This is a genomic window from Escherichia sp. XD33, assembly GCF_019375075.1.
In the GTDB taxonomy this organism is placed as follows: domain Bacteria; phylum Pseudomonadota; class Gammaproteobacteria; order Enterobacterales; family Enterobacteriaceae; genus Enterobacter; species Enterobacter flexneri_A.
Window position 1 is genome coordinate 1 of the sequence record NZ_JAENDM010000034.1, and the last position, 22,730, is coordinate 22,730.

The window sequence follows — 22,730 nt, forward strand, 5'->3', positions numbered from 1 at the left end:
CCGCTGTATGAATCCCGCCTGAAGGGAAAGCTGCACGTAATCAGCAAGCGATATACGCAGCGAATTGAGCGGCATAACCTGAATCTGAGGCAGCACCTGGCACGGCTGGGACGGAAGTCACTGTCGTTCTCAAAATCGGTGGAGCTGCATGACAAAGTCATCGGGCATTATCTGAACATAAAACACCATCAATAAGTTGGAGTCATTACCGCATGAGATTTTCATCGCGCTATCCGCCATGCTGGATGAGTCGATTGCGGATATTAAGGCGCAATTTGCCGATCTCCTGCCGGCAGAAAATATAGTCGTATGGCATGCCGTAGGCCCTGTTCGTGCGATGGACCAAGGTAATGAATGGCGTCGGGAGAGCGCAGAACTGATTCGGGAAGCGTTTCTTGAATCATTGTGTCCAGATGTCGTTTTCATTACGAGCTTGTTTGAAGGTCATGTCGACGATGCGGCTACATCGGTACACAAATTTAGTCGTCAGTATAAAGTAGCCGTACTGCACCACGATCTTATCCCCCTCGTGCAGGCGGAAACCTATCTGCAGGACGATGTATACAAACCCTACTACTTACAGAAAGTTGAGTGGTTAAAAAACGCTGACCTTTTGTTGACTAACTCTGCTTATACCGCACAGGAAGCGATCGAGCATCTGCATTTACAGGGCGATCATGTGCAGAATATTGCAGCCGCAGTCGATTCTCAGTTTTGTATGGCGGAGGTGACAGCGAGCGAAAAAGAGACCGTCCTTGGCCATTACGGTATTCAGCGCGAGTTCATGTTGTATGCGCCCGGAGGATTTGACTCAAGGAAAAACTTTAAACGGTTGATTGAGGCCTATGCCGGGCTCAGTGATGCCTTACGTCGCAGTCATCAACTGGTTATCGTCAGTAAGCTTTCCATCGGTGATCGTCAGTATCTGGAATCCCTTGCGTCAGGTAATGGTTTACAGCAAGGCGAACTGGTACTCACTGGTTATGTGCCGGAAGATGAGCTGATCCAGCTCTATCGCCTATGTAAGCTGTTCATCTTTGCTTCACTACATGAAGGTTTTGGGTTGCCGGTTCTGGAAGCAATGTCGTGCGGTGCGCCGGTGATTGGCTCAAATGTCACCAGTATTCCTGAAGTCATCGGTAATCCTGAGGCATTATTCGACCCGTATTCTGTCTCTTCCATGAGGGATAAGATCGCGCAATGTTTGACTGATGATACTTTCCTCGCGCGTCTGAAAGACATGGCGCAGCAGCAAGCGCGAAATTTCTCTTGGGATAAAGCTGCGGTGACTGCTCTGGAAGCTTTCGAAAAGATCGCGGTAGAAGACACCGGTACTGCGCAGGTTTTGCCTGAAGCTTTGATTCAGAAAATCCTTGCTATCTCACAAGGGCAGCCAGATGACCGCGATCTGCGCTTGTGCGCAACGGCCATTGATTACAATCTGAAAACGGCAGAACTTTATCAAATCGACGATAAATCGCTGAACTGGCGTGTAGAAGGCCCATTCGATAGCTCATATAGTCTGGCGTTGGTCAACCGCGAATTTGCCCGGGCACTCTCAGCCGATGGTGTAGAGGTCTTATTGCATTCCACTGAAGGACCGGGTGATTTTGCCCCAGATGCCTCGTTTATGGCGCAGTCGGAAAATAGTGATCTTCTGGCATTTTATAATCAATGTCAGACCCGCAAGAGTAACGAAAAGATAGATATTCTTAGCAGAAATATCTATCCACCGCGGGTTACCAAAATGGATGCCAAAGTAAAATTCCTTCATTGTTATGCTTGGGAAGAAACGGGCTTTCCGCAACTGTGGATCAATGAATTTAATCGGGAACTTGACGGAGTGCTGTGTACTTCGGAACATGTTCGTAAAATATTGATTGATAACGGACTGAATGTGCCCGCATTTGTTGTTGGCAATGGCTGTGACCATTGGCTCAATATCCCAGCCGAGACGACAAAAGATGTGGATCACGGAACATTCCGTTTCCTTCATGTCTCTTCTTGTTTCCCTCGCAAAGGGATACAGGCAATGCTTCAGGCTTGGGGGAGGGCGTTCACTCGTCGTGACAATGTTATCTTAATCATTAAGACTTTTAACAATCCGCACAATGAAATTGACGCATGGCTGGCTCAGGCCCAGGCTCAATTCATAGACTATCCCAAAGTTGAAGTGATCAAAGAGGATATGTCAGCCACCGAGCTTAAAGGGCTTTATGAAAGCTGTGATGTTTTGGTTGCTCCAGGTTGCGCTGAAGGCTTTGGTTTACCTATTGCTGAAGCAATGCTGAGTGGGCTACCGGCTATCGTCACCAATTGGAGCGGGCAACTTGATTTTGTTAATTCACAAAATTCATGGCTGGTTGACTATCAGTTCACTCGGGTAAAAACGCACTTTGGTCTGTTTTCCTCAGCCTGGGCCAGTGTGGATATTGACAACTTAACAGATGCATTAAAAGCGGCAGCCTCAACCGATAAATCAGTGCTGCGTGACATGGCCGATGCTGGTCGCGAGCTTCTTCTGCAGCAGTTTACCTGGAAAGCGGTGGCTGATCGTTCTTGCCAGGCGGTCAAGACTCTGCGTGGGCATATTGATATTGCACAGCATCGGGCGCGCATTGGCTGGTTGACGACCTGGAACACGAAATGTGGGATCGCAACCTATTCCCAGCATCTGGTGGAGAGCGCACCTCATGGCGCGGATGTTGTTTTTGCTCCCCAGGTCAGCGCTGGCGATCTTGTGTGTGCAGACGAAGAGTTTGTACTTCGCAACTGGATTGTAGGTAAAGAGAGCAACTATCTGGAAAACCTCCAGCCACACATTGATGCTCTGAGACTCGATGTCATCGTGATCCAATTCAACTATGGATTCTTTAATCATCGAGAACTGTCGGCGTTTATTCGTCGCCAGCATGACGCCGGTCGTTCAGTTGTTATGACGATGCACTCAACTGTGGATCCGCTGGAAAAAGAGCCGAGCTGGAATTTCCGTCTTGCTGAAATGAAAGAGGCGCTGGCACTTTGCGACCGGTTGTTGGTGCATTCGATTGCCGATATGAACCGCCTTAAAGATTTAGGCTTAACTGCGAATGTTGCTTTATTCCCGCACGGCGTTATCAACTACTCCGCAGCGAGCGTTACGCGTCAACAGCAGTCTTTACCGCTAATTGCGAGCTATGGCTTCTGCTTACCGCATAAGGGCCTGATGGAACTAGTAGAATCCGTCCATAGACTCAAGCAAGCCGGTAAACCGGTTCGTTTACGACTGGTGAACGCAGAGTATCCTGTTGGGGAGTCACGCGATCTGGTGGCAGAGCTTAAAGCGGCTGCTCAGCGGTTAGGTGTTACCGATCTGATTGATATGCATAATGATTTCCTACCTGATGCGGAGAGTCTGCGGTTGCTTTCAGAAGCCGATCTTCTGATTTTTGCTTATCAGAATACTGGGGAGTCTGCTAGCGGGGCGGTACGTTATGGTATGGCGACTCAAAAACCTGTTGCGGTAACGCCCCTGGCGATATTTGATGATTTGGACGATGCCGTCTTTAAATTTGATGGATGCAGCGTCGATGATATCAGTCAGGGGATTGACCGGATCCTGAATTCCATCCGTGAACAGGACGCTTGGGCAACCAGGACTCAACAACGTGCCGATGCATGGCGGGAACAACATGATTATCAAGCTGTTTCACGCCGTCTGGTTAATATGTGTCAAGGCTTAGCTAAAGCTAAATATTTTAAATAAAAAAATCGCTCTTGTATTTTTTGCCTTTGAATACAAGAGGGGTTAGATAATGTGTCATTTATTATGAAAATTATTTTTGCTACTGAGCCAATTAAATACCCATTAACGGGCATCGGTCGGTATTCCCTGGAGCTGGTTAAGCGGCTGGCGGTCGCCCGCGAAATTGAAGAATTAAAGCTATTTCACGGTGCGTCGTTTATCGAACAGATCCCTTTGGTGGAGAATAAAAGCGATACCAAAGCCAGCAATCATGGTCGTCTGTCGGCGTTTCTACGCCGACAGACGCTGTTGATTGAGGCTTATCGCTTGCTGCATCCGCGGCGCCAGGCGTGGGCATTGCGCGACTATAAGGATTATATCTACCATGGCCCCAATTTTTATCTGCCGCATAAACTGGAACGCGCCGTGACCACGTTTCATGACATATCCATTTTTACCTGCCCGGAATATCATCCAAAAGATCGGGTTCGCTATATGGAGAAGTCCCTGCATGAGAGTCTGGATTCGGCAAAGCTGATCCTGACTGTTTCTGATTTCTCGCGCAGTGAAATTATCCGCTTGTTCAACTATCCGGCGGAGCGGATCGTAACCACCAAGCTAGCCTGCAGCAGTGACTATATCCCACGCAGCCCGGCAGAGTGTCTGCCGGTACTGCAGAAATATCAGCTGGCGTGGCAGGCCTACGCGCTATATATCGGCACCATGGAGCCACGTAAAAATATCCGTGGCCTGCTGCATGCCTATCAGTTGCTACCGATGGAGATCCGCATGCGCTATCCGCTAATCCTTAGCGGCTATCGCGGCTGGGAAGACGATGTGCTGTGGCAGTTAGTCGAGCGCGGTACTCGGGAAGGCTGGATCCGTTATCTCGGATATGTTCCGGATGAAGACCTGCCGTATCTGTATGCAGCGGCCAGAGTCTTTGTTTATCCCTCCTTCTACGAGGGATTCGGTTTACCTATTCTTGAAGCGATGTCTTGCGGTGTGCCGGTAGTATGCTCCAATGTCACCTCTTTGCCTGAGGTTGTTGGCGATGCCGGCCTCGTTGCCGATCCTAATGATATAGACGCGATTAGCGCACAAATTTTGCAGAGCCTGCAGGATGATAGCTGGCGGGAAATCGCCACCGCGCGCGGTCTTGCTCAGGCGAAACAGTTTTCGTGGGAGAACTGTGCGACCCAGACCATTAACGCCTATAAATTACTCTAAGGGTGTCAGTTGAGAGTTCTACACGTCTATAAGACTTACTATCCCGTTACCTACGGCGGTATTGAGCAGGTCATTTATCAGCTAAGTCAGGGCTGCGCCCGCCGGGGAATCGCAGCCGATGTTTTCACTTTTAGCCCGGACAAAGATACAGGTCCTGTCGCTTACGAAGATCATCGGGTCATTTATAATAAACAGCTTTTTGAAATTGCCTCCACGCCGTTTTCGCTGAAAGCGTTAAAGCGTTTTAAGCTGATTAAAGATGACTACGATATCATCAACTACCATTTTCCGTTTCCCTTTATGGATATGCTGCATCTTTCGGCGCGGCCTGACGCCAGGACTGTGGTGACCTATCACTCTGATATAGTGAAACAAAAACGGTTAATGAAGCTGTACCAGCCGCTGCAGGAGCGATTTCTCAGCGGCGTAGATTGCATCGTTGCCTCGTCGCCCAATTACGTGGCTTCCAGCCAGACCCTGAAAAAATATCTGGATAAAACGGTGGTGATCCCGTTTGGTCTGGAGCAGCAGGACGTGCAGCACGATCCGCAGAGGGTCGCGCACTGGCGGGAAACTGTCGGCGATAAGTTCTTTCTCTTCGTCGGCACTTTCCGCTATTACAAAGGGCTGCATATTCTGATGGATGCCGCTGAGTGTAGCCGACTGCCAGTGGTGGTTGTAGGGGGCGGGCCGCTGGAATCGGAAGTGCGGCGTGAAGCGCAGCAGCGCGGGCTGAGCAATGTGATGTTTACCGGCATGCTCAACGACGAAGATAAGTACATTCTCTTCCAGCTCTGCCGGGGCGTGGTATTCCCCTCGCACCTGCGCTCTGAGGCGTTTGGCATTACGTTATTGGAAGGCGCACGCTTCGCAAGGCCACTGATCTCTTGCGAGATTGGTACAGGTACCTCTTTCATTAACCAGGACAAAGTGAGTGGTTGCGTGATTCCGCCGAATGATAGCCAGGCGCTAGTAGAGGCGATGAATGAGCTCTGGAATAACGAGGAAACCTCCAACCGCTATGGCGAAAACTCGCGTCGTCGTTTTGAAGAGATGTTTACTGCCGACCATATGATTGACGCCTATGTCAATCTCTACACTACATTGCTGGAAAGCAAATCCTGAGAGCTGCTACCCCCGCCGTTGCTGCGGGGGCCAACGCGTTAATGCCGATTCTTCAGATTATCAATCACTTCTCCGAGATCCAGCCCCTGATCCTGCAACAGCACCAGCAGGTGATACATCAAATCAGATGCCTCGTTGGTCAGCTCAAAGCGGTCATTTACCGTCGCGGCCAGTGCGGTTTCCACCCCTTCTTCGCCCACTTTCTGCGCAATGCGTTTGGTGCCGCTGGCATACAGTTTGGCTGTGTAAGAGGTTTCCGGGTCGGCAGATTTGCGTTCGGCGAGCAGTTGTTCCAGTTGATACAGGAACAGCCACTGGTGAGCGGTGTCGCCGAAGCAGCTGCTGGTGCCTTTGTGGCAGGTTGGCCCGATGGGATTCGCCAGCACCAGTAACGTGTCGTTGTCGCAGTCCGGGGCAATACTCACCACATTGAGAAAATTGCCCGACGTTTCGCCTTTGGTCCACAGTCGTTGTTTAGTGCGCGAGAAGAAAGTGACTTTGCCGCTTTCGAGGGTTTTGTCTAAGGCTTCCGGGTTCATATAGCCAAGCATTAGCACTTCGCCGGATACCGCGTGTTGCACAATCACCGGCATCAGTCCGTCGGTTTTTTCCCAGTCCAGTTCGCGACGTTGTTGTTCTGTTAACATATCCTGATCTCCACGCCCTGTGTTGCCAGGTACGCTTTTAATTCACCAATATTGATTATTTGTTTGTGGAATACAGAAGCTGCCAGCGCGCCGTCAACGTCGGCATCGCGGAAGGCTTCGAGGAAGTGTTCCATGGTGCCCGCGCCACCGGAGGCAATCAGCGGGACGTGGCAAACTTCACGCACTTTTTTCAGTTGTTCCAGGTCGTAACCGTTACGCACGCCGTCCTGATTCATCATGTTGAGGACGATTTCTCCGGCTCCACGTTTTTGCACTTCCTGTACCCAGTCGAGTGTTTCCCACTGAGTGACGCGGGTGCGACTTTCATCGCCGGTATATTGATTCACATGATATTTACCGGTTTCGGCGTCGTACCAGGTATCAATACCGACCACAATACACTGCACTCCAAAGCGATCGGCCAGGCGAGTAATTAACGTCGGGTCCGCCAGCGCAGGGGAGTTAATGGAAATTTTATCCGCGCCAAAAGAAAGAATTTTCGCGGCGTCATCCAGCGACTTAATCCCACCCGCCACGCAGAACGGGATGTCGATCACTTCCGCCACGCGGGATACCCAGCTTTTATCTACCACGCGTCCATCACTGGAGGCTGTGATATCGTAGAACACCAGTTCGTCAGCGCCTTCTTCGGCGTAGCGTTTTGCCAGCGGTACAATATCGCCAATGATTTCATGGTTGCGAAACTGTACGCCTTTCACCACCTGACCATCACGAACGTCGAGACATGGAATTATGCGTTTTGCCAGCATGCGATGGCCTCCTTCACGGTGAATTTACCTTCCAGTAATGCCCGACCAACTATTACGCCGCGCACGCCAGTACCACGTAGAGCAGCAACATCATCAATGTCGCCAATACCGCCGGAGGACTGAAATGCCACCTGCGGATATCTGGCGCAAACTTCTTCATATAAAGAGACGTTAGAACCTGCCAGCGTGCCGTCTCGCGAGATATCGGTACACAGCACATGTTTCAGGCCGACGGGCAGATAGGTTTCCACCAGTTGTTCCAGTGAAACGCCCGAGTTCTCTTGCCAGCCGCTGACTGCCACCTGCTTGTTGCCTTGCTCGTCAATACGGACATCCAGCGCCAGCACTAAGGCATCGGCACCAAAACGTTCAAACCAGACCTTCACCATTTCTGGTGATTTCACCGCGGTGGAGCCGACCACCACGCGCGCAACGCCCGCTTCCAGTAACGCCGCCACGTCTTCTTCGCTACGCACGCCGCCGCCAACCTGCACCGGAACGTTAACGCCCGCCACCAGGGTTTTAATCAGCGGGATTTGACGTCTAGCCGGATCTTTTGCTCCGGTCAGATCCACCAGATGCAACACTTCGGCACCCTGCGCGGCGTAATCCTGTAAGCGCGGCAGCGGGTCGTTACCGTAATCGCGTTGTTTGCCGTAATCGCCCTGATGGAGACGCACCACGGTGCCGTCGATTAAATCTAATGCCGGAATAATCATCACATCTCCAGGAAGTTTTTCAGCAACTTAGCGCCAGCGGCACCAGAACGCTCCGGGTGGAACTGCACGCCGTAGAAGTTATCTTTTTGTACCGCCGCGGTGAACGGTTCGCCGTAATTACACTGGGCGATGGTCCACGGATTGACCGGCATTGCGTAGCTGTGAACAAAGTAAAAGTACGCGCCGTCTTCAATCCCCTGAAACAGGCGGTTGCCTGCCTGCGGGTAAACGCGGTTCCAGCCCATATGTGGCAGCGGCAGACCAAAGTCGGTCATTTTCGGCACGTCTTCGTCGATGATGCCCAGCAAATCGACGCCGTTGCTCTCTTCGCTGCGCCGCCCCAGCAGTTGCATCCCTAAGCAGATGCCCAGCACCGGTTGGGTACAGGCTTTGATGAGATCAAACAACTCGCGCTCACGCACCTGGTCCATCGCCGCTTGCGCGGTGCCAACGCCGGGTAAAAACAGTTTATCGGCCAGCAACACGACGTCCGGGTCACGGCTAACTTTGGGTTCATAACCGTGACGCGCAATGGCAGACTTCACCGAGTTCAAATTGGCGCAGCCGGTATCAAGGATCACCACGTTCATTACAGCACTCCTTTCGACGAGGGTAGGGTGTCGCCTTCCACGCGGATGGCCTGGCGCAGGGTGCGACCAAAAGCTTTGAACAGGCTCTCTACTCGGTGGTGATCGTTTTTACCTTTGGTTTTCAGGTGCAGGGTCACGCCCATAGTGTATGAGAGCGAACGGAAGAAGTGCTCGATCATCTCGGTGCTGAGATCGCCCACGCGCTGGTAGGTAAATTCAGCTTTATATTCCAGGTGCGGGCGACCAGAGATATCCAGCGCGCAGCGGGCAAGGCATTCGTCCATCGGCAGTACAAAACCAAAGCGGCAAATACCGCGTTTGTCGCCAAGGGCGATTTTTAACGCTTCGCCCAGCGCCAGGCCGGTATCTTCGACGGTGTGGTGATCGTCGATATAGAGGTCGCCTTTGACGTTGATTTCCATACGGAAACCGCCGTGGGTGGCGATCTGATCCAGCATATGATCAAAGAAGCCAACGCCGGTGTTAATCTTGCTGCCACCTTCGCGATCCAGCCACACCTGGACGTCAATTTGTGTCTCTTTGGTGTTGCGCACTACATGGGCGTAACGGTCTCGTTTAGTGAGCTGCTCGCCAATCATTGGCCAGTTCAGGGTTTCGCGGTCGTAGCGTAAACCATTAATGCCCATGTTTTCCGCCAGCTGAATATCGGTCGCGCGATCGCCAATCACATAACTATTGGCACGATCCATCGCTTGCTCAGCCAGATAACGCTCCACCAGTTTTACTTTCGGCTTACGGCAGTCGCACTCATCGGCGGGCAGGTGCGGACAAATCAGCACTTCATCAAACTGCACGCCTTGCGAGGTGAAGATCTGCATCATCAGGTTGTGCGGGCCATCGAAATCCACCTGCGGGAAACTTTGTGTTCCCAGACCATCCTGATTGGTGATCATCACCAGCTTGTAGCCCGCTTTTTGCAGCTTCAGCAGCTGCGGGATCACGCCCGGTTCAAAGGCGAGTTTGTCAAAACGGTCCACCTGAAAATCACTCGGCGGTTCGCTAATCAGGGTTCCATCGCGATCGATAAAAAGATACTTCTGACTCATCAAACTTGCTCCGCACGTAAGGCGTCAATGACGCGCTGGCTTTCTTCACGGGTTCCGACGGTAATTCGCAGGCAGCCGCTTAAAGAGGGTTGTTTATTCTGATCACGTAAGATAATGCCCTGATCCCACAAAGATTTAAACACTGCGCTGGAGGCTTTAAAGCGCGCCAGAATGTAGTTGGTTTCAGAGTCAAAAACCTGCTCCACGCAGGGGATCTCTTTCAATGCGGCAATCAGATATTCGCGTTCTGCAATAATTTGCGCCACCCGCTCACGCATGGCGACGATCCCCTGCGGGCTTAACGCCTGGGCCGCAATGTCGGCAACCGGCGTCGAGAGCGGGTAGGGGGCGATCACTTTCATTAACAGGTTGATGACCTCTTCGTTTGCCAGCGTAAATCCGCAACGAAGCCCCGCCAGAGCAAAAGCTTTCGACAGTGTGCGCAAAATAGCCAGGTGCGGATATTCCGCCAGCCAGCCAGCCAGCGATGCCTGTGGACAAAACTCTATATAGGCTTCATCGGCAACCACAATCGCCTTACCGCGCGTTAACTCCAGCAGGGTGCGAAAATCCTGCGGGTTGATCAGTTGCCCGGTCGGGTTGTTGGGGCTGCAAACATAGACCACTTTTACGCCGTCCAGCTTGTCGGAAATGCCCTGTAAGTCCAGTTGCCAGTTGTCCAGCGTCGGCACTGTGCGGCACTCGACGCCAATCGTTTCGGCGCTGACGCTGTACATGCCGTACGTTGGCGGGCAGTAGAGGATGGCGTCTTTACCCGGTTCGCAAAAAGCGCGAATCAGCAGTTCAATACCTTCGTCCGCGCCACGGCTGACCAGCACCTGCTCCGGTTTTACGCCTGCATATTGCGCGTAATTTTCAATCACCGCTTTCGGCTGGCATTCCGGGTAGCGGTTGAGCGTTTGCTGAGTAAGCTGAAACTCCACGGCAGTGGGGTATTCGTTGGCGTTCAGCCAGACATCGCCGTTACCGCCCAGACGACGCGCTGACTGATACGGCGTCAGGTTGCGGACGTTTTCACGCGCTAAATCGGTAATAGTCACGGTGCTCATGCTTGCTCCTTAAGGGCGTTAACACGCAAAGTAACGGCATTTTTATGGGCGGTCAGGCGCTCGGCGGAGGCCAGTGTTTCAATGGTCGAAGCCAGCGCGGAAAAGCCTTCTTTCGAGAGTTCCTGCACGGTCATGCGCTTCTGGAAATCTGCCAGCCCGAGGCTGGAACAGGTGGCGGTGTAACCGTAAGTCGGTAGAACATGGTTAGTGCCGGAGGCATAGTCGCCTGCCGATTCCGGTGACCAGTCACCAAGAAATACCGAACCGGCGCTGGTGATGCCATCGACCAGTTCGCGGGCGTTGCGGGTCTGAATGATCAGGTGCTCCGGGCCGTACTGGTTGGAAATCTCTACGCACTGCGCTAAATCTTTAGTCACGATCAGGCGGCTGGCGCTCAGTGCCTGACGTGCGGTTTCGGCACGCGGCAGTTCTGCCAGCTGGCGTTCGACAGCTTCGGCAACGCGACGCGCCATATCAGCATCGGGCGTCAGTAAAATCACCTGAGAGTCCGGGCCGTGTTCAGCCTGAGAAAGCAAATCAGAAGCCACGAAATCTGGCGTAGCGCCGCTGTCGGCAATCACCAGCACTTCCGACGGGCCTGCGGGCATATCGATCGCCGCACCGTCCAGACGCTGGCTTACCTGGCGTTTTGCCTCGGTGACAAAGGCGTTGCCTGGCCCGAAGATTTTGTCCACTTTTGGCACAGATTCAGTACCAAACGCCAGTGCGGCAATGGCCTGTGCGCCGCCGACGTTAAACACGTCCTGTACACCGCACAGCTGCGCCGCATAAAGGATCTCATCGGCAATCGGCGGCGGTGAGCACAGCACCACTTTTTTACAGCCCGCAATACGCGCCGGAGTTGCCAGCATTAATACCGTTGAGAAGAGCGGGGCGGAGCCGCCAGGAATATACAAACCTACCGAAGCCACCGGGCTCGTGACTTGCTGACAACGTACGCCTGGCTGAGTTTCTACATCTACCGGCGGCAGTTTTTGCGCAGTGTGGAAGGTTTCAATATTCTTTACTGCCACCGCCATCGCCTGTTTTAGCTCGTCGCTCAGGCGTTCGCTGGCGGCGGCAATTTCCTCTGCAGACACCTTCAGCGCGGTAACCGTGGTTTTATCAAACTTCGCGCTGTATTCCCGCAGGGCCTCATCGCCGCGTGCTTTCACGTTATCGAGAATATCGTTAACAGTGCGGGTAATGCTTTCAGAAGCGGAGATCGCCGGGCGCATTAATAGCTGGCGTTGTTGCTCCGCAGTACAGCTATTCCAGTCAATGATTGTGTTAAAGCTCATGGCGATCACTCCATCATCTTCTCAATCGGCAGGACCAGGATTGAACTGGCACCCAGCGCTTTCAGTTTTTCCATCGTTTCCCAGAACAGGGTTTCGCTACTGACCATGTGCATCGCTACGCGTTGTTGGTCACCCGCCAGCGGCAGAATGGTTGGGCGTTCGGCACCTGGCAGCAGGGCGATGACTTCATCCAGACGTTCGGTCGGTGCGTGCATCATGATGTATTTTGATTCGCGCGCCTGGATCACACCCTGAATACGGGTCAGCAGTTTGTCGATCAGTTGCTGTTTGGATTCTTCCATTTCGCCATCGCGTTGGATCAGGCAAGCTTTCGAGCGGTAGATAACTTCGACTTCGCGCAGGCCGTTTGCTTCCAGCGTGGCACCGGTGGAAACCAGATCGCAAATCGCATCCGCCAGTCCGGCACGCGGGGCGACTTCAACAGAACCGTTCAGTAAGCAGGATTTAAAAGAGATGCCTTTCTGGTCGAGATAACGCTTGAGCAGGTGAGGATAAGAGGTGGCGATACGTTTACCGTTTAAGGAGAGCGGGCCGTCCCAGGCTTCATCAACCGGCGTTGCCAGCGAGAGACGACAACCGCCAAAATCCAGACGACGCAGGGTAAAGTAGCGCGGATCTTCACCCTGGGCGCGGCGGTTAAGCAGTTCTTCTTCCAGCACGTTTTCGCCGATAATCCCAAGGTCCACCACGCCGTCCATTACCAGACCGGGAATGTCGTCGTCACGCACGCGCAGAATATCAATCGGCATGTTTTCTGCCATCGCGATCAGGCGCTGGGTGTGAAGATTGATTTTAATGCCACAGCGCGCCAGCAATTCACGTGAGTCATCACTTAAACGGCCGGATTTCTGCATAGCTATGCGTAAACGAGTGTTGTCTGTCATTTTGTTATTCCTCTTTAAATCTGTCTGAACCGTTATCAACCGCGCAATAAAAAAGCCCCCGGAAGGTGATCTTCCGGGGGCTTTCTCATGCGTTCATGCACCACTGGAAGATCTGAATGTCTTCCAGCACACATCGCCTGAAAGACTAGTCAGGATGATGGTGATGATGGTGGTGTTTAAATTGAACGCGTGTCATAAAAGTCTCTGTGAATGTTTATTCAACTGATGTCTTTTAACCTAAACCACTTTCACGTTAGAAAGCAAGGGCTTTTTTATATATTTTATGGCGATGGATTTGTTTAATGAATGAGCGGGGAAAGGAGGGGGCTAAGAGGACTGTCCTCTAACTTGACAGCACCAAAAAGAGCAAAGTCTGATTTTTCGTCTCGCTGGCAATGTCTTGATCTACAAACTAATTAATAAATAGTGAATTAACACCCATCATTGTACAATGAACTGTACAAAAGAGGAGATTGACATGCGTACAATTAGCTACAGCGAAGCGCGTCAGAATTTGTCGGCAACAATGATGAAAGCCGTTGAAGATCATGCCCCGATCCTCATTACTCGTCAGAATGGAGAGGCTTGTGTTCTGATGTCACTCGAAGAATACAACTCGCTGGAAGAGACGGCTTATCTACTGCGTTCCCCCGCTAACGCCCGGAGATTGATGGACTCAATCGATAGCCTGAAATCAGGCAAAGGAACGGAAAAGGACATTATTGAGTGAAACTAATCTGGTCTGAGGAATCATGGGATGATTATCTGTACTGGCAGGAAACAGATAAGCGAATTGTTAAAAAGATCAATGAACTTATCAAAGATACCCGCAGAACACCATTTGAAGGTAAGGGGAAACCAGAACCCCTGAAACATAATTTGTCAGGTTTCTGGTCCCGACGCATTACAGAGGAGCACCGTCTGGTATACGCGGTTACTGATGATTCACTGCTCATTGCAGCATGTCGTTATCATTATTGAACAGATTCATTCATAGAATGAATTGTCAGTTTTGATACGCTAGCGTAGCCTTATAGATCTAAGGTGTATCAGGAGATAACGGATGAAAAAGGTCGCAATTGTCGGGTTAGGGTGGTTAGGCATGCCGCTGGCGATGTCACTTTCAGCGCGAGGCTGGCAAGTCACCGGGAGTAAAACCACACAAGATGGTGTCGAAGCGGCCCGAATGAGTGGCATTGATAGCTATCTGCTTCGCATGGAGCCTGAGTTAGTTTGCGATTCTGACGATCTGGATGCCCTGATGGATGCCGATGCGCTGGTCATTACGCTTCCGGCACGTCGTAGCGGCCCCGGCGATGAGTTCTATTTACAAGCGGTACAAGAGTTAGTGGATAGCGCGCTGGCCCATCGTATTCCCCGCATTATTTTTACCAGCTCGACATCTGTCTATGGCGACGCGCAAGGCACGGTGAAAGAAACCACCCCGCGTAATCCGGTGACCAACAGTGGACGAGTATTAGAAGAACTCGAAGACTGGCTGCACAATTTACCCGGTACTTCGGTCGATATTCTGCGTCTTGCGGGCCTGGTCGGACCGGGACGTCATCCCGGACGCTTCTTTGCCGGAAAAACCGCCCCTGATGGTGAACATGGTGTTAATTTAGTCCATTTAGAAGATGTTATTGGCGCTATCACTCTGTTGTTACAGGCACCTAAAGGCGGACACATCTATAATATATGTGCGCCAGCTCACCCTGCGCGTAATGTTTTCTATCCGCAGATGGCCCGTTTATTGGGGCTGGAACCTCCGCAGTTCAGAAATAGTCTGGACAGCGGCAAAGGTAAGATTATTGATGGCAGTCGGATTTGTAATGAACTGGGATTTGAATACCAGTATCCCGATCCGCTGGTAATGCCGCTGGAGTAAACGATCACGCCAGCAGGACGCCGCATATACTGCAAGGGGGCGTGTATGAAACCACTGCTGGATGTGTTGATGATCCTCGATGCCTTAGAAAAAGAAGGCAGTTTTGCGGCGGCGTCGGCCAAACTCTACAAGACGCCGTCCGCTCTGAGTTACACCGTTCACAAGCTGGAAAGCGACCTTAATATTCAATTGCTTGATCGCAGCGGACACCGCGCTAAATTCACCCGCACCGGAAAAATGTTATTAGAGAAGGGGCGGGAAGTTCTGCATACCGTGCGAGAACTGGAAAAGCAGGCGATCAAACTGCATGAAGGCTGGGAAAACGAGCTGGTGATTGGCGTGGACGACACCTTCCCTTTTTCTCTGCTTGCGCCACTCATTGAGGCTTTTTATCAACATCATAGCGTGACGCGCCTGAAGTTTATCAATGGTGTACTCGGTGGTTCATGGGATGCCCTGACTCAGGGGCGAGCGGATATTATTGTTGGCGCGATGCATGAGCCACCATCTTCCAGTGAGTTTGGTTTCTCTCGGTTGGGCGATCTGGAACAAGTCTTTGCGGTCGCGCCTCATCATCCGTTAGCCCTGGAAGAAGAACCGTTAAACCGTCGTATCATTAAACGATATCGGGCGATTGTGGTGGGGGACACTGCACAGGCCGGCGCTTCTACGGCCTCACAACTTCTCGACGAACAAGAAGCTATTACCGTTTTCGATTTTAAAACCAAGCTGGAGCTGCAAATTAGCGGCCTCGGCTGCGGCTATTTACCCCGTTATCTGGCGCAACGTTTTCTCGATAGTGGTGCGTTAATCGAGAAGAAAGTGGTCGCCCAAACCCTCTTTGAACCCGTCTGGATTGGCTGGAATGAACAGACCGCGGGGCTTGCCAGTGGTTGGTGGCGGGACGAAATTTTAGCAAATAGTGCGATCGCCGGTGTTTATGCAAAATCTGATGACGGAAAATCAGCCATTTAAAGAAAAATTATTATGACAAGCCTCTCATTCTCTTGTCATTTCCCCCCCATTTAGGCACAATGCGCCGCTGTCAAAAAATGACTAAAAACCGACGTTTCATCAGCGTCGGTTATTTTTTGCTTCAAACCAATCATTCATACCAAGAGGCCGGGCTTCGTACCGGATAGATATTTACTAAAAATCGACAGTTGTTGTCGCTGAGGAATCCAAAAAAATGGGGCAATTTTTTGCTTACGCGACGGTTATCACCGTAAAGGAGAATGACCATGTCGCATAACGTTACTCCAAACACCTCTCGCGTGGAATTGCGTAAAACGCTTACGTTAGTTCCGGTTGTAATGATGGGTCTTGCCTATATGCAGCCGATGACGCTGTTTGATACTTTTGGTATCGTTTCAGGCCTCACGGATGGTCATGTGCCGACAGCCTATGCGTTCGCATTGATTGCGATCCTGTTTACGGCTCTGAGCTACGGGAAGCTGGTTCGCCGCTATCCTTCTGCTGGCTCTGCATATACTTACGCCCAGAAATCCATTAGCCCGACTGTCGGCTTTATGGTGGGTTGGTCTTCTCTGCTCGACTATCTGTTCGCGCCGATGATCAACATTCTGCTGGCGAAAATCTATTTTGAAGCTCTGGTGCCTTCCATCCCATCGTGGATGTTTGTGGTGGCGCTGGTGGCCTTTATGACCGCCTTTAACCTGCGTAGTCTGAAATCCGTAGCGAACTTCAACACTGTAATCGTCGTGTTGCAGGTAGTGCTGATCGCGGTGATTCTGGGCATGGTTGTTTATGGCGTATTTGAAGGTGAAGGCGCTGGTACGCTGGCGAGCACTCGTCCGTTCTGGTCTGGCGATGCGCATGTTATCCCGATGATTACCGGGGCGACAATCCTGTGCTTCTCCTTTACCGGCTTTGACGGCATCAGCAACCTGTCGGAAGAAACCAAAGATGCAGAGCGCGTGATCCCGCGTGCGATTTTCCTGACCGCGCTGATTGGCGGCATGATCTTCATCTTTGCAACTTACTTCCTGCAGCTGTACTTCCCGGATATCTCTCGCTTTAAAGATCCGGATGCGTCACAGCCTGAAATCATGCTGTACGTTGCGGGTAAAGCGTTCCAGGTTGGCGCGCTGATCTTCTCCACCATTACCGTACTGGCGTCCGGTATGGCGGCGCACGCAGGCGTAGCGCGTCTGATGTACGTAATGGGTCGTGACGGCGTGTTCCCGAAAAGCTTCTTCGGTTATGTACACCCGAAATGGCGTACTCCGGCGATGAACATCATCCTGGTTGGCGCGATTGCCTTGCTGGCAATCAACTTCGACCTGGTAATGGCTACGGCGCTGATCAACTTTGGTGCGCTGGTGGCGTTTACCTTCGTTAACCTGTCGGTCATCTCGCAGTTCTGGATCCGTGAGAAGCGTAATAAGACGCTGAAAGATCACTTCCAGTATCTGTTCCTGCCGATGTGTGGTGCGCTGACCGTTGGTGCGCTGTGGGTTAACCTGGAAGAAAGCTCAATGGTTCTGGGTCTGATCTGGGCTGCTATCGGTCTGATTTACCTGGCTTGCGTCACCAAGAGCTTCCGTAACCCGGTTCCGCAGTACGAAGACGTTGCATAATCATCTTTTCTAATAATAAACCGGAGTCGAATGAATATTTGGCTCCGGTTTTTTTATTCTTTTTTATCGAAATCCTCATTAATAACCATTTGTTCTAATTTAGAGAATTTGGTTATTGGTCTGCATTCCACCAGTCATGAATAATTTCCCTATTAACATTCATCTGGTTAATTAATTTATGTTTTCAATGATATTAAGCGGGCTAATTTGTGGTGCTCTGCTGGGATTTGTCATGCAGCGTGGGCGTTTTTGCCTGACAGGTGGTTTTCGCGATATGTATATCGCGAAAAATAATCGCATGTTTTACGCCTTGCTGATTGCAATTTCGGTACAAAGCGTGGGGGTTTTTGCGTTAATTCAGGCGGGCCTACTGACTTACGAAGCCGGGGCGTTCCCGTGGCTTGGTACTGTTATAGGTGGGTATATCTTCGGGCTGGGAATTGTTCTGGCGGGTGGATGTGCCACCGGGACCTGGTATCGCGCGGGTGAGGGATTGATCGGCAGTTGGATCGCGCTTTCCACTTATATGGTGATGAGTGCGGTGATGCGTTCTCCACATGCCAGTGGTTTAAATCAAACCTTGCAGCACTACAGTACTGAACATAACTCTATTGCTGAGACTTTTAATTTGTCTGTTTGGCCGTTGGTTGCCGTTTTGCTGGTGATAACGCTCTGGGTGGTGATGAAAGAGTTGAAGAAGCCAAAACTGAAAGTCGCGACCTTACCGCCGCGCCGAACTGGGATCGCTCATATTCTGTTTGAAAAACGCTGGCATCCCTTTGTCACTGCTGTACTCATCGGTTTGATTGCGCTTTTAGCCTGGCCCCTGAGTGAAGCAACCGGACGCATGTTTGGGTTAGGAATCACTTCCCCAACGGCCAATATTCTGCAATTTCTGGTCGCGGGTGACGTGAAATACATTAACTGGGGCGTTTTCCTGGTGTTAGGGATCTTCGTGGGGTCATTTATTGCAGCCAAAGCGAGCCGTGAGTTCCGCGTTCGCGCAGCTGATGCACAAACAACAGTACGTAGCGGGTTAGGTGGTGTACTGATGGGCTTCGGTGCCAGTATTGCAGGTGGTTGCTCTATCGGTAATGGACTGGTTATGACTGCAATGATGACCTGGCAGGGCTGGATTGGCCTTGTATTTATGATTCTCGGAGTCTGGACTGCGTCCTGGCTTGTGTATGTTCGACCGCAGCGTAAGGCGCGACTGGCAACTGCTGCGGCAAATTAAGTAAGGTGTAAAGATGGCGATTAAAAAGCTGGATGTGGTGACGCAGGTCTGTCCGTTTCCACTCATAGAAGCAAAAGCAGCACTGGCAGAAATGACCAGCGGCGATGAGTTGGTAATTGAGTTTGATTGCACCCAGGCAACAGAAGCAATCCCACAATGGGCGGCAGAAGAAGGACATGCCATCACCGATTATCAGCAGATTGGCGATGCTGCGTGGAGCATCACCGTTCAAAAAGCCTGACCCAACATTGTCCTCCGCCGTATCAGCGGCGGAGGCTTCAAACTAGACGATCTCTTCCGCGTACTGCCAAAGCGCTTTTAACAGCGCCACTTTTTCTTTATCGTCGGCATACTGCTGCGCCAGCATCTGAATCTCTTCTGCATAGCCTTGTAAAAACTCTGGTGTGAATACCTGGCGGCGGTGCTCCAGCCAGCGTTGCTGCTCGGCATAATCCAGCGTCCCTGGGAAGTTGCGTGCCCGATAATTGAACAACAGCTTTTCAATCCGTTTATCGACAAAAGTGATATCCAGTGCCGGTAAATTGCGCGGCTCGGTTTCCAGCACAATTTTCATTGCTGCGCGATCGGCGTCACTGAAAAAGCCGTTATAAAGCTGTGCATCCACGTTATCTGAAGGCGTAAACGGTTCGGCTTCCGCGAATATCGCCACCACTTTTTCACGCACTTGCGGATTTTCACGCAGAATTTTCAGGTTATCGAGGCAATGCTGACGATCAATTCCCAGTCGGTCGGCATCTTCCGGGCGTAGCGTATTCGCCTGGGCCAGCACCGGACATTTATTGATATGCACCAGCTTAACCGGAACGGCGGCGTTATCGCCAAGATCGGCTTTTGCAGTATATAAACGCTCGCGCAATGTGTCGCTATCCAGTTCCAGTAATGGCGAAATGTCTCCTGCCAAATCCACCATAATTACGGCATTGCGATTTTCAGGATGCCACGCCAGCGGTGCCACCCAGCTGGTATTGCCGCGCCATGCCCCAAACATTCCGGAAACGTGCACCAGGGGTTTCATCTGCGGAACATCAATCAACGCCATCAGTTTGTGTTTATTACGATGGGTAAAGAGATATTCAAACAGACGTGGCTGACGCGTTTTTACCAGCTTTGCCATCGCAATAGTGGCGTACACATCAGCCATCGCATCGTGGGCGTTGCTATGTTCAATTCCATTCGCTTTGGTTAAATGCTCAAGGCGAAAGCTCGGTAGACCGTCATCATTTTCAGGCCAGTTTATTCCTTCCGGGCGCAGGGCATAACAGGCACGCATAACATCCAGTAAATCCCAGCGTGAGTTGTCATGCTGCCAGCTCCAGGCATAAGGATCATAAAAGTTGCGATAGAAGATATTGCGTGTGACTTCGTCATCAAAACGCACATTGTTGTAGCCCAGAATACAGGTCTTCGGTACGGTAAAAAGCGAGTGAATACGGGCGGTAAACGCGGCTTCGTTTTCTCCTTTCGCCCGTGCTTCCTGCGGGGTAATACCGGTAATTAATACTGCTCCAGGCTGGGGTAAATAGTCATCAGCGGGCTTGCAGTAAAAGACTTCGGGTTCGCCGATGACATTGAATTCGCTATCGGTGCGAATGGCTGCGAACTGTGCAGGGCGATCTAACGCGGGGTGCGTGCCAAAGGTTTCGTAATCGTGAAACAAAAAGGTAGATTGTTGCTTACCGTCATTCATCATTAGGTTAAATCCGTTATTTCTGCTGTCTGCCAGAGTATCAAATATCACCGTGCTAATCAGCTTTAGCGCGACAATTTGACAGCGAGTGGCAACAGATCATGTCAGATGAAAATGAGAGGGTAGTCACATTTTCTTGCACTTTATTCCAGCCAGTTCATAAGTATTTCCGTAAAAAGAACAGCTATTTGAAACTCCTGAGGGTTTGCTGTTGAAACGCCGTCTTATTATTGCTGCTTCTTTGTTCGTTTTTAACTTATCGTCTGGTTTTGCGGCGGAAAACATTCCTTTTTCACCTCAGCCTCCTGAGATTCATGCCGGGTCCTGGGTACTGATGGATTACACCACCGGACAGATCCTCACCGCGGGTAATGAGCATCAACAGCGCAATCCCGCCAGCCTGACAAAGCTGATGACGGGTTATGTCGTGGATCGCGCTATCGATAGTCATCGCATTACGCCAGACGATATTGTCACCGTGGGGCGCGATGCGTGGGCGAAAGATAATCCGGTGTTTGTCGGTTCTTCACTGATGTTTTTGAAAGAGGGCGATCGCGTATCGGTACGTGATTTAAGCCGTGGTTTAATTGTTGATTCCGGAAATGACGCTTGTGTTGCTCTGGCTGACTATATTGCCGGTGGGCAACGGCAGTTTGTTGAAATGATGAACAACTATGCCGAGAAGTTGCATCTCAAGGATACGCATTTTGAAACAGTGCATGGCCTGGATGCACCTGGCCAGCATAGCTCGGCTTATGATTTAGCTGTGCTTTCTCGCGCTATCATCCACGGCGAGCCCGAGTTTTATCATATGTACAGTGAGAAAAGTCTCACCTGGAACGGTATCACCCAGCAAAACCGTAACGGGTTGTTGTGGGATAAAACCATGAATGTTGACGGCCTGAAAACGGGTCATACTTCTGGTGCCGGGTTTAATCTCATTGCTTCGGCTGTAGATGGGCAGCGTCGTCTCATTGCAGTGGTAATGGGTGCTGACAGCGCAAAAGGTCGTGAGGAAGAGGCAAGAAAATTACTGCGTTGGGGGCAACAAAACTTTACTACGGTGCAAATTTTGCACCGTGGGAAAAAGGTCGGTACGGAGCGCATCTGGTATGGCGATAAAGAAAATATCGCCCTGGGAACAGAACAAGAGTTCTGGATGGTACTACCGAAAGCCGAAATTCCACATATCAAAGCCAAATATACCCTTGATGGTAAAGAACTCACCGCGCCAATTAGCGCCCATCAGCGGGTAGGGGAAATTGAACTTTACGACCGTGATAAACAGGTGGCGCACTGGCCGCTGGTTACCCTGGAATCTGTCGGGGAAGGCGGCATGTTTTCCCGCCTGAGTGATTATTTCCACCATAAGGCCTGACCTTTCTTTTGCAGCAGACTGGCAGGAGTGCGAGTCTGCTCGCATAATCAACACTCATTCCTTGTGGTTTTAATTTTGCAACTATACTGTATATAAAAACAGTATTAATGGAGGCGTCATGAACTACGAGATTAAGCAGGAAGAGAAACGTACCGTTGCAGGTTTCCATCTCGTTGGCCCGTGGGAACAGACGGTAAAGAAAGGTTTTGAGCAGTTGATGATGTGGGTAGATAGCAAAAATATTGTGCCGAAGGAATGGGTTGCTGTCTATTACGACAATCCAGATGAAACACCCGCCGAAAAATTACGCTGCGACACCGTCGTGACGGTGCCGGGTTACTTTACGCTTCCCGAAAACAGTGAGGGCGTCATTCTGACAGAAATTTCAGGTGGTCAGTATGCGGTGGCGGTAGCTCGTGTAGTCGGTGATGATTTTGCTAAACCCTGGTATCAGTTCTTTAATAGCCTCTTGCAGGACAGTGCTTATGAAATGTTACCAAAGCCCTGCTTCGAGGTTTATTTGAACAATGGCGCGGAAGATGGGTACTGGGATATCGAAATGTATGTTGCGGTGCAGCCAAAACATCACTAATTCATCTCAGGGCGGTGTGTTAACGCGATGACCACTCTTTTTTTTGAAAGCGAAAAGAGTAAGATGCGCCTTTCAATTTTTTCGCTCCTGCCGGGAAATTACACTGTTCCCGGTTTGTCCGTCGGATAATTCAGAGGCGCGCCTTCTGGCCGACAGATGAGTTATGAGCGCTTTTAATC

General features: G+C 51.0%; 24 protein-coding genes and 1 other annotated feature. Of the genes, 14 read left to right on the forward strand and 10 right to left on the reverse strand.

The window, feature by feature from the left end:
* The 4 genes from K0778_RS17610 to wbdC form a co-directional block, all read left to right on the forward strand.
* On the forward strand, positions 1 to 195 hold a 195-nt coding region (locus tag K0778_RS17610; protein ID WP_214290695.1), incomplete at its 5' end, for an IS1 family transposase.
* Between the two features lie 43 nt (positions 196 to 238).
* Positions 239 to 3,745, forward strand: coding sequence for a glycosyltransferase (locus tag K0778_RS17615; RefSeq protein WP_052249884.1), 3,507 nt, complete (start codon positions 239 to 241; stop codon positions 3,743 to 3,745).
* Between the two features lie 63 nt (positions 3,746 to 3,808).
* Entirely contained in the window at positions 3,809 to 4,954 is a 1,146-nt protein-coding gene (locus tag K0778_RS17620) for a glycosyltransferase family 1 protein (protein WP_000691214.1), read from the forward strand.
* A 9-nt stretch (positions 4,955 to 4,963) separates the two neighbouring features.
* The gene (gene wbdC, locus K0778_RS17625) at positions 4,964 to 6,079 is read left to right on the forward strand and encodes an N-acetyl-alpha-D-glucosaminyl-diphospho-ditrans,octacis-undecaprenol 3-alpha-mannosyltransferase WbdC (RefSeq protein WP_001518030.1); all 1,116 of its coding nucleotides are present in this window, start codon (positions 4,964 to 4,966) and stop codon (positions 6,077 to 6,079) included.
* Positions 6,080 to 6,117: 38 nt separating this feature from the next.
* On the opposite strand, the gene hisIE is transcribed toward wbdC, so the two are convergent.
* The 9 genes from hisIE to hisL form a co-directional block, all read right to left on the reverse strand.
* Positions 6,118 to 6,726, reverse strand: a complete 609-nt coding sequence (gene hisIE, locus K0778_RS17630) for a bifunctional phosphoribosyl-AMP cyclohydrolase/phosphoribosyl-ATP diphosphatase HisIE (protein ID WP_021545652.1) — start codon at positions 6,724 to 6,726, stop codon at positions 6,118 to 6,120.
* Positions 6,720 to 7,496 carry an imidazole glycerol phosphate synthase subunit HisF gene (gene hisF / locus K0778_RS17635; protein WP_000880156.1) on the reverse strand — a complete coding sequence of 259 codons (777 nt, stop codon included), beginning with the start codon at positions 7,494 to 7,496 and terminating at the stop codon, positions 6,720 to 6,722. The genes hisIE and hisF overlap by 7 nt, the downstream gene beginning before the upstream one ends.
* Positions 7,478 to 8,215 (reverse strand): 1-(5-phosphoribosyl)-5-[(5-phosphoribosylamino)methylideneamino]imidazole-4-carboxamide isomerase, encoded by a 738-nt coding sequence (hisA, locus tag K0778_RS17640; protein WP_000586473.1) that lies wholly within the window; start codon positions 8,213 to 8,215, stop codon positions 7,478 to 7,480. Before hisA ends, hisF begins: the two co-directional genes overlap by 19 nt.
* Positions 8,215 to 8,805, reverse strand: coding sequence for an imidazole glycerol phosphate synthase subunit HisH (gene hisH / locus K0778_RS17645; protein WP_001103560.1), 591 nt, complete (start codon positions 8,803 to 8,805; stop codon positions 8,215 to 8,217). Before hisH ends, hisA begins: the two co-directional genes overlap by 1 nt.
* The gene (gene hisB / locus K0778_RS17650) at positions 8,805 to 9,872 is read right to left on the reverse strand and encodes a bifunctional histidinol-phosphatase/imidazoleglycerol-phosphate dehydratase HisB (RefSeq protein ID WP_000080141.1); all 1,068 of its coding nucleotides are present in this window, start codon (positions 9,870 to 9,872) and stop codon (positions 8,805 to 8,807) included. Before hisB ends, hisH begins: the two co-directional genes overlap by 1 nt.
* A complete protein-coding gene (hisC, locus tag K0778_RS17655; protein WP_000108941.1) occupies positions 9,872 to 10,942 on the reverse strand; it encodes a histidinol-phosphate transaminase in 1,071 nt (356 codons plus the stop codon). Before hisC ends, hisB begins: the two co-directional genes overlap by 1 nt.
* Entirely contained in the window at positions 10,939 to 12,243 is a 1,305-nt protein-coding gene (gene hisD, locus K0778_RS17660; protein ID WP_001367667.1) for a histidinol dehydrogenase, read from the reverse strand. The genes hisC and hisD overlap by 4 nt, the downstream gene beginning before the upstream one ends.
* 5 nt (positions 12,244 to 12,248) lie before the next feature.
* The gene (gene hisG / locus K0778_RS17665) at positions 12,249 to 13,148 is read right to left on the reverse strand and encodes an ATP phosphoribosyltransferase (RefSeq protein WP_000131782.1); all 900 of its coding nucleotides are present in this window, start codon (positions 13,146 to 13,148) and stop codon (positions 12,249 to 12,251) included.
* Positions 13,149 to 13,194: 46 nt separating this feature from the next.
* Positions 13,195 to 13,318 (reverse strand) — a sequence feature (His leader region).
* Positions 13,294 to 13,344 carry a his operon leader peptide gene (gene hisL, locus K0778_RS17670; protein ID WP_001364200.1) on the reverse strand — a complete coding sequence of 17 codons (51 nt, stop codon included), beginning with the start codon at positions 13,342 to 13,344 and terminating at the stop codon, positions 13,294 to 13,296. Its footprint overlaps the feature before it by 25 nt.
* Positions 13,345 to 13,626: 282 nt before the next feature.
* Here hisL and yefM point away from each other — a divergent pair, with 282 nt between their 5' ends.
* From yefM to tsuB, 8 genes are all read left to right on the forward strand, one after another.
* Positions 13,627 to 13,878, forward strand: a complete 252-nt coding sequence (yefM, locus tag K0778_RS17675; protein WP_001259255.1) for a YoeB-YefM toxin-antitoxin system antitoxin YefM — start codon at positions 13,627 to 13,629, stop codon at positions 13,876 to 13,878.
* Positions 13,875 to 14,129 carry a type II toxin-antitoxin system mRNA interferase toxin YoeB gene (gene yoeB, locus K0778_RS17680; RefSeq protein ID WP_000767829.1) on the forward strand — a complete coding sequence of 85 codons (255 nt, stop codon included), beginning with the start codon at positions 13,875 to 13,877 and terminating at the stop codon, positions 14,127 to 14,129. Before yefM ends, yoeB begins: the two co-directional genes overlap by 4 nt.
* An 82-nt stretch (positions 14,130 to 14,211) precedes the next feature.
* Positions 14,212 to 15,036 carry an SDR family oxidoreductase gene (locus K0778_RS17685; RefSeq protein ID WP_000754737.1) on the forward strand — a complete coding sequence of 275 codons (825 nt, stop codon included), beginning with the start codon at positions 14,212 to 14,214 and terminating at the stop codon, positions 15,034 to 15,036.
* 45 nt (positions 15,037 to 15,081) lie between these two features.
* Complete coding sequence (locus K0778_RS17690; RefSeq protein ID WP_000803351.1) at positions 15,082 to 16,011, forward strand: LysR substrate-binding domain-containing protein; 930 nt, start codon at positions 15,082 to 15,084, stop codon at positions 16,009 to 16,011.
* Between the two features lie 214 nt (positions 16,012 to 16,225).
* Positions 16,226 to 16,288, forward strand: a complete 63-nt coding sequence (gene yoeI / locus K0778_RS17695) for a membrane protein YoeI (RefSeq protein ID WP_010723108.1) — start codon at positions 16,226 to 16,228, stop codon at positions 16,286 to 16,288.
* Positions 16,278 to 17,636 carry a putrescine/proton symporter PlaP gene (gene plaP, locus K0778_RS17700; RefSeq protein ID WP_000019197.1) on the forward strand — a complete coding sequence of 453 codons (1,359 nt, stop codon included), beginning with the start codon at positions 16,278 to 16,280 and terminating at the stop codon, positions 17,634 to 17,636. The genes yoeI and plaP overlap by 11 nt, the downstream gene beginning before the upstream one ends.
* Positions 17,637 to 17,814: 178 nt before the next feature.
* On the forward strand, positions 17,815 to 18,873 hold the full coding sequence (gene tsuA, locus K0778_RS17705; RefSeq protein WP_000492316.1) for a thiosulfate utilization transporter TsuA/YeeE: 1,059 nt from the start codon (positions 17,815 to 17,817) through the stop codon (positions 18,871 to 18,873).
* A 13-nt stretch (positions 18,874 to 18,886) separates the two neighbouring features.
* Positions 18,887 to 19,114 (forward strand): thiosulfate utilization sulfurtransferase TsuB/YeeD, encoded by a 228-nt coding sequence (gene tsuB, locus K0778_RS17710; RefSeq protein WP_000985278.1) that lies wholly within the window; start codon positions 18,887 to 18,889, stop codon positions 19,112 to 19,114.
* A 42-nt stretch (positions 19,115 to 19,156) separates the two neighbouring features.
* On the opposite strand, the gene sbcB is transcribed toward tsuB, so the two are convergent.
* Positions 19,157 to 20,584, reverse strand: a complete 1,428-nt coding sequence (sbcB, locus tag K0778_RS17715) for an exodeoxyribonuclease I (RefSeq protein WP_153449107.1) — start codon at positions 20,582 to 20,584, stop codon at positions 19,157 to 19,159.
* Positions 20,585 to 20,792: 208 nt separating this feature from the next.
* Between sbcB and dacD the strand changes: the two genes are divergently transcribed.
* Both dacD and sbmC read left to right on the forward strand, forming a co-directional pair.
* A complete protein-coding gene (gene dacD, locus K0778_RS17720) occupies positions 20,793 to 21,959 on the forward strand; it encodes a serine-type D-Ala-D-Ala carboxypeptidase DacD (protein ID WP_001375226.1) in 1,167 nt (388 codons plus the stop codon).
* Between the two features lie 118 nt (positions 21,960 to 22,077).
* Positions 22,078 to 22,551 carry a DNA gyrase inhibitor SbmC gene (sbmC, locus tag K0778_RS17725; RefSeq protein WP_001105414.1) on the forward strand — a complete coding sequence of 158 codons (474 nt, stop codon included), beginning with the start codon at positions 22,078 to 22,080 and terminating at the stop codon, positions 22,549 to 22,551.
* Positions 22,552 to 22,730: the final 179 nt, after the last annotated feature.

Excerpts from the sequence above, each read along its gene's own strand:
- hisG (WP_000131782.1), bottom strand. The coding sequence starts at position 13,148 with ATGACAGACAACACTCGTTTACGCATAGCTATGCAGAAATCCGGCCGT.
- hisB (WP_000080141.1), bottom strand. The coding sequence starts at position 9,872 with ATGAGTCAGAAGTATCTTTTTATCGATCGCGATGGAACCCTGATTAGC.
- K0778_RS17615 (WP_052249884.1), top strand. The coding sequence starts at position 239 with ATGCTGGATGAGTCGATTGCGGATATTAAGGCGCAATTTGCCGATCTC.
- sbcB (WP_153449107.1), bottom strand. The coding sequence starts at position 20,584 with ATGATGAATGACGGTAAGCAACAATCTACCTTTTTGTTTCACGATTAC.
- hisF (WP_000880156.1), bottom strand. The coding sequence starts at position 7,496 with ATGCTGGCAAAACGCATAATTCCATGTCTCGACGTTCGTGATGGTCAG.
- K0778_RS17690 (WP_000803351.1), top strand. The coding sequence starts at position 15,082 with ATGAAACCACTGCTGGATGTGTTGATGATCCTCGATGCCTTAGAAAAA.
- K0778_RS17620 (WP_000691214.1), top strand. The coding sequence starts at position 3,809 with ATGAAAATTATTTTTGCTACTGAGCCAATTAAATACCCATTAACGGGC.
- hisIE (WP_021545652.1), bottom strand. The coding sequence starts at position 6,726 with ATGTTAACAGAACAACAACGTCGCGAACTGGACTGGGAAAAAACCGAC.
- tsuB (WP_000985278.1), top strand. The coding sequence starts at position 18,887 with ATGGCGATTAAAAAGCTGGATGTGGTGACGCAGGTCTGTCCGTTTCCA.
- tsuA (WP_000492316.1), top strand. The coding sequence starts at position 17,815 with ATGTTTTCAATGATATTAAGCGGGCTAATTTGTGGTGCTCTGCTGGGA.
- K0778_RS17685 (WP_000754737.1), top strand. The coding sequence starts at position 14,212 with ATGAAAAAGGTCGCAATTGTCGGGTTAGGGTGGTTAGGCATGCCGCTG.
- hisD (WP_001367667.1), bottom strand. The coding sequence starts at position 12,243 with ATGAGCTTTAACACAATCATTGACTGGAATAGCTGTACTGCGGAGCAA.
- plaP (WP_000019197.1), top strand. The coding sequence starts at position 16,278 with ATGTCGCATAACGTTACTCCAAACACCTCTCGCGTGGAATTGCGTAAA.
- yefM (WP_001259255.1), top strand. The coding sequence starts at position 13,627 with ATGCGTACAATTAGCTACAGCGAAGCGCGTCAGAATTTGTCGGCAACA.
- hisH (WP_001103560.1), bottom strand. The coding sequence starts at position 8,805 with ATGAACGTGGTGATCCTTGATACCGGCTGCGCCAATTTGAACTCGGTG.
- sbmC (WP_001105414.1), top strand. The coding sequence starts at position 22,078 with ATGAACTACGAGATTAAGCAGGAAGAGAAACGTACCGTTGCAGGTTTC.
- hisC (WP_000108941.1), bottom strand. The coding sequence starts at position 10,942 with ATGAGCACCGTGACTATTACCGATTTAGCGCGTGAAAACGTCCGCAAC.
- hisA (WP_000586473.1), bottom strand. The coding sequence starts at position 8,215 with ATGATTATTCCGGCATTAGATTTAATCGACGGCACCGTGGTGCGTCTC.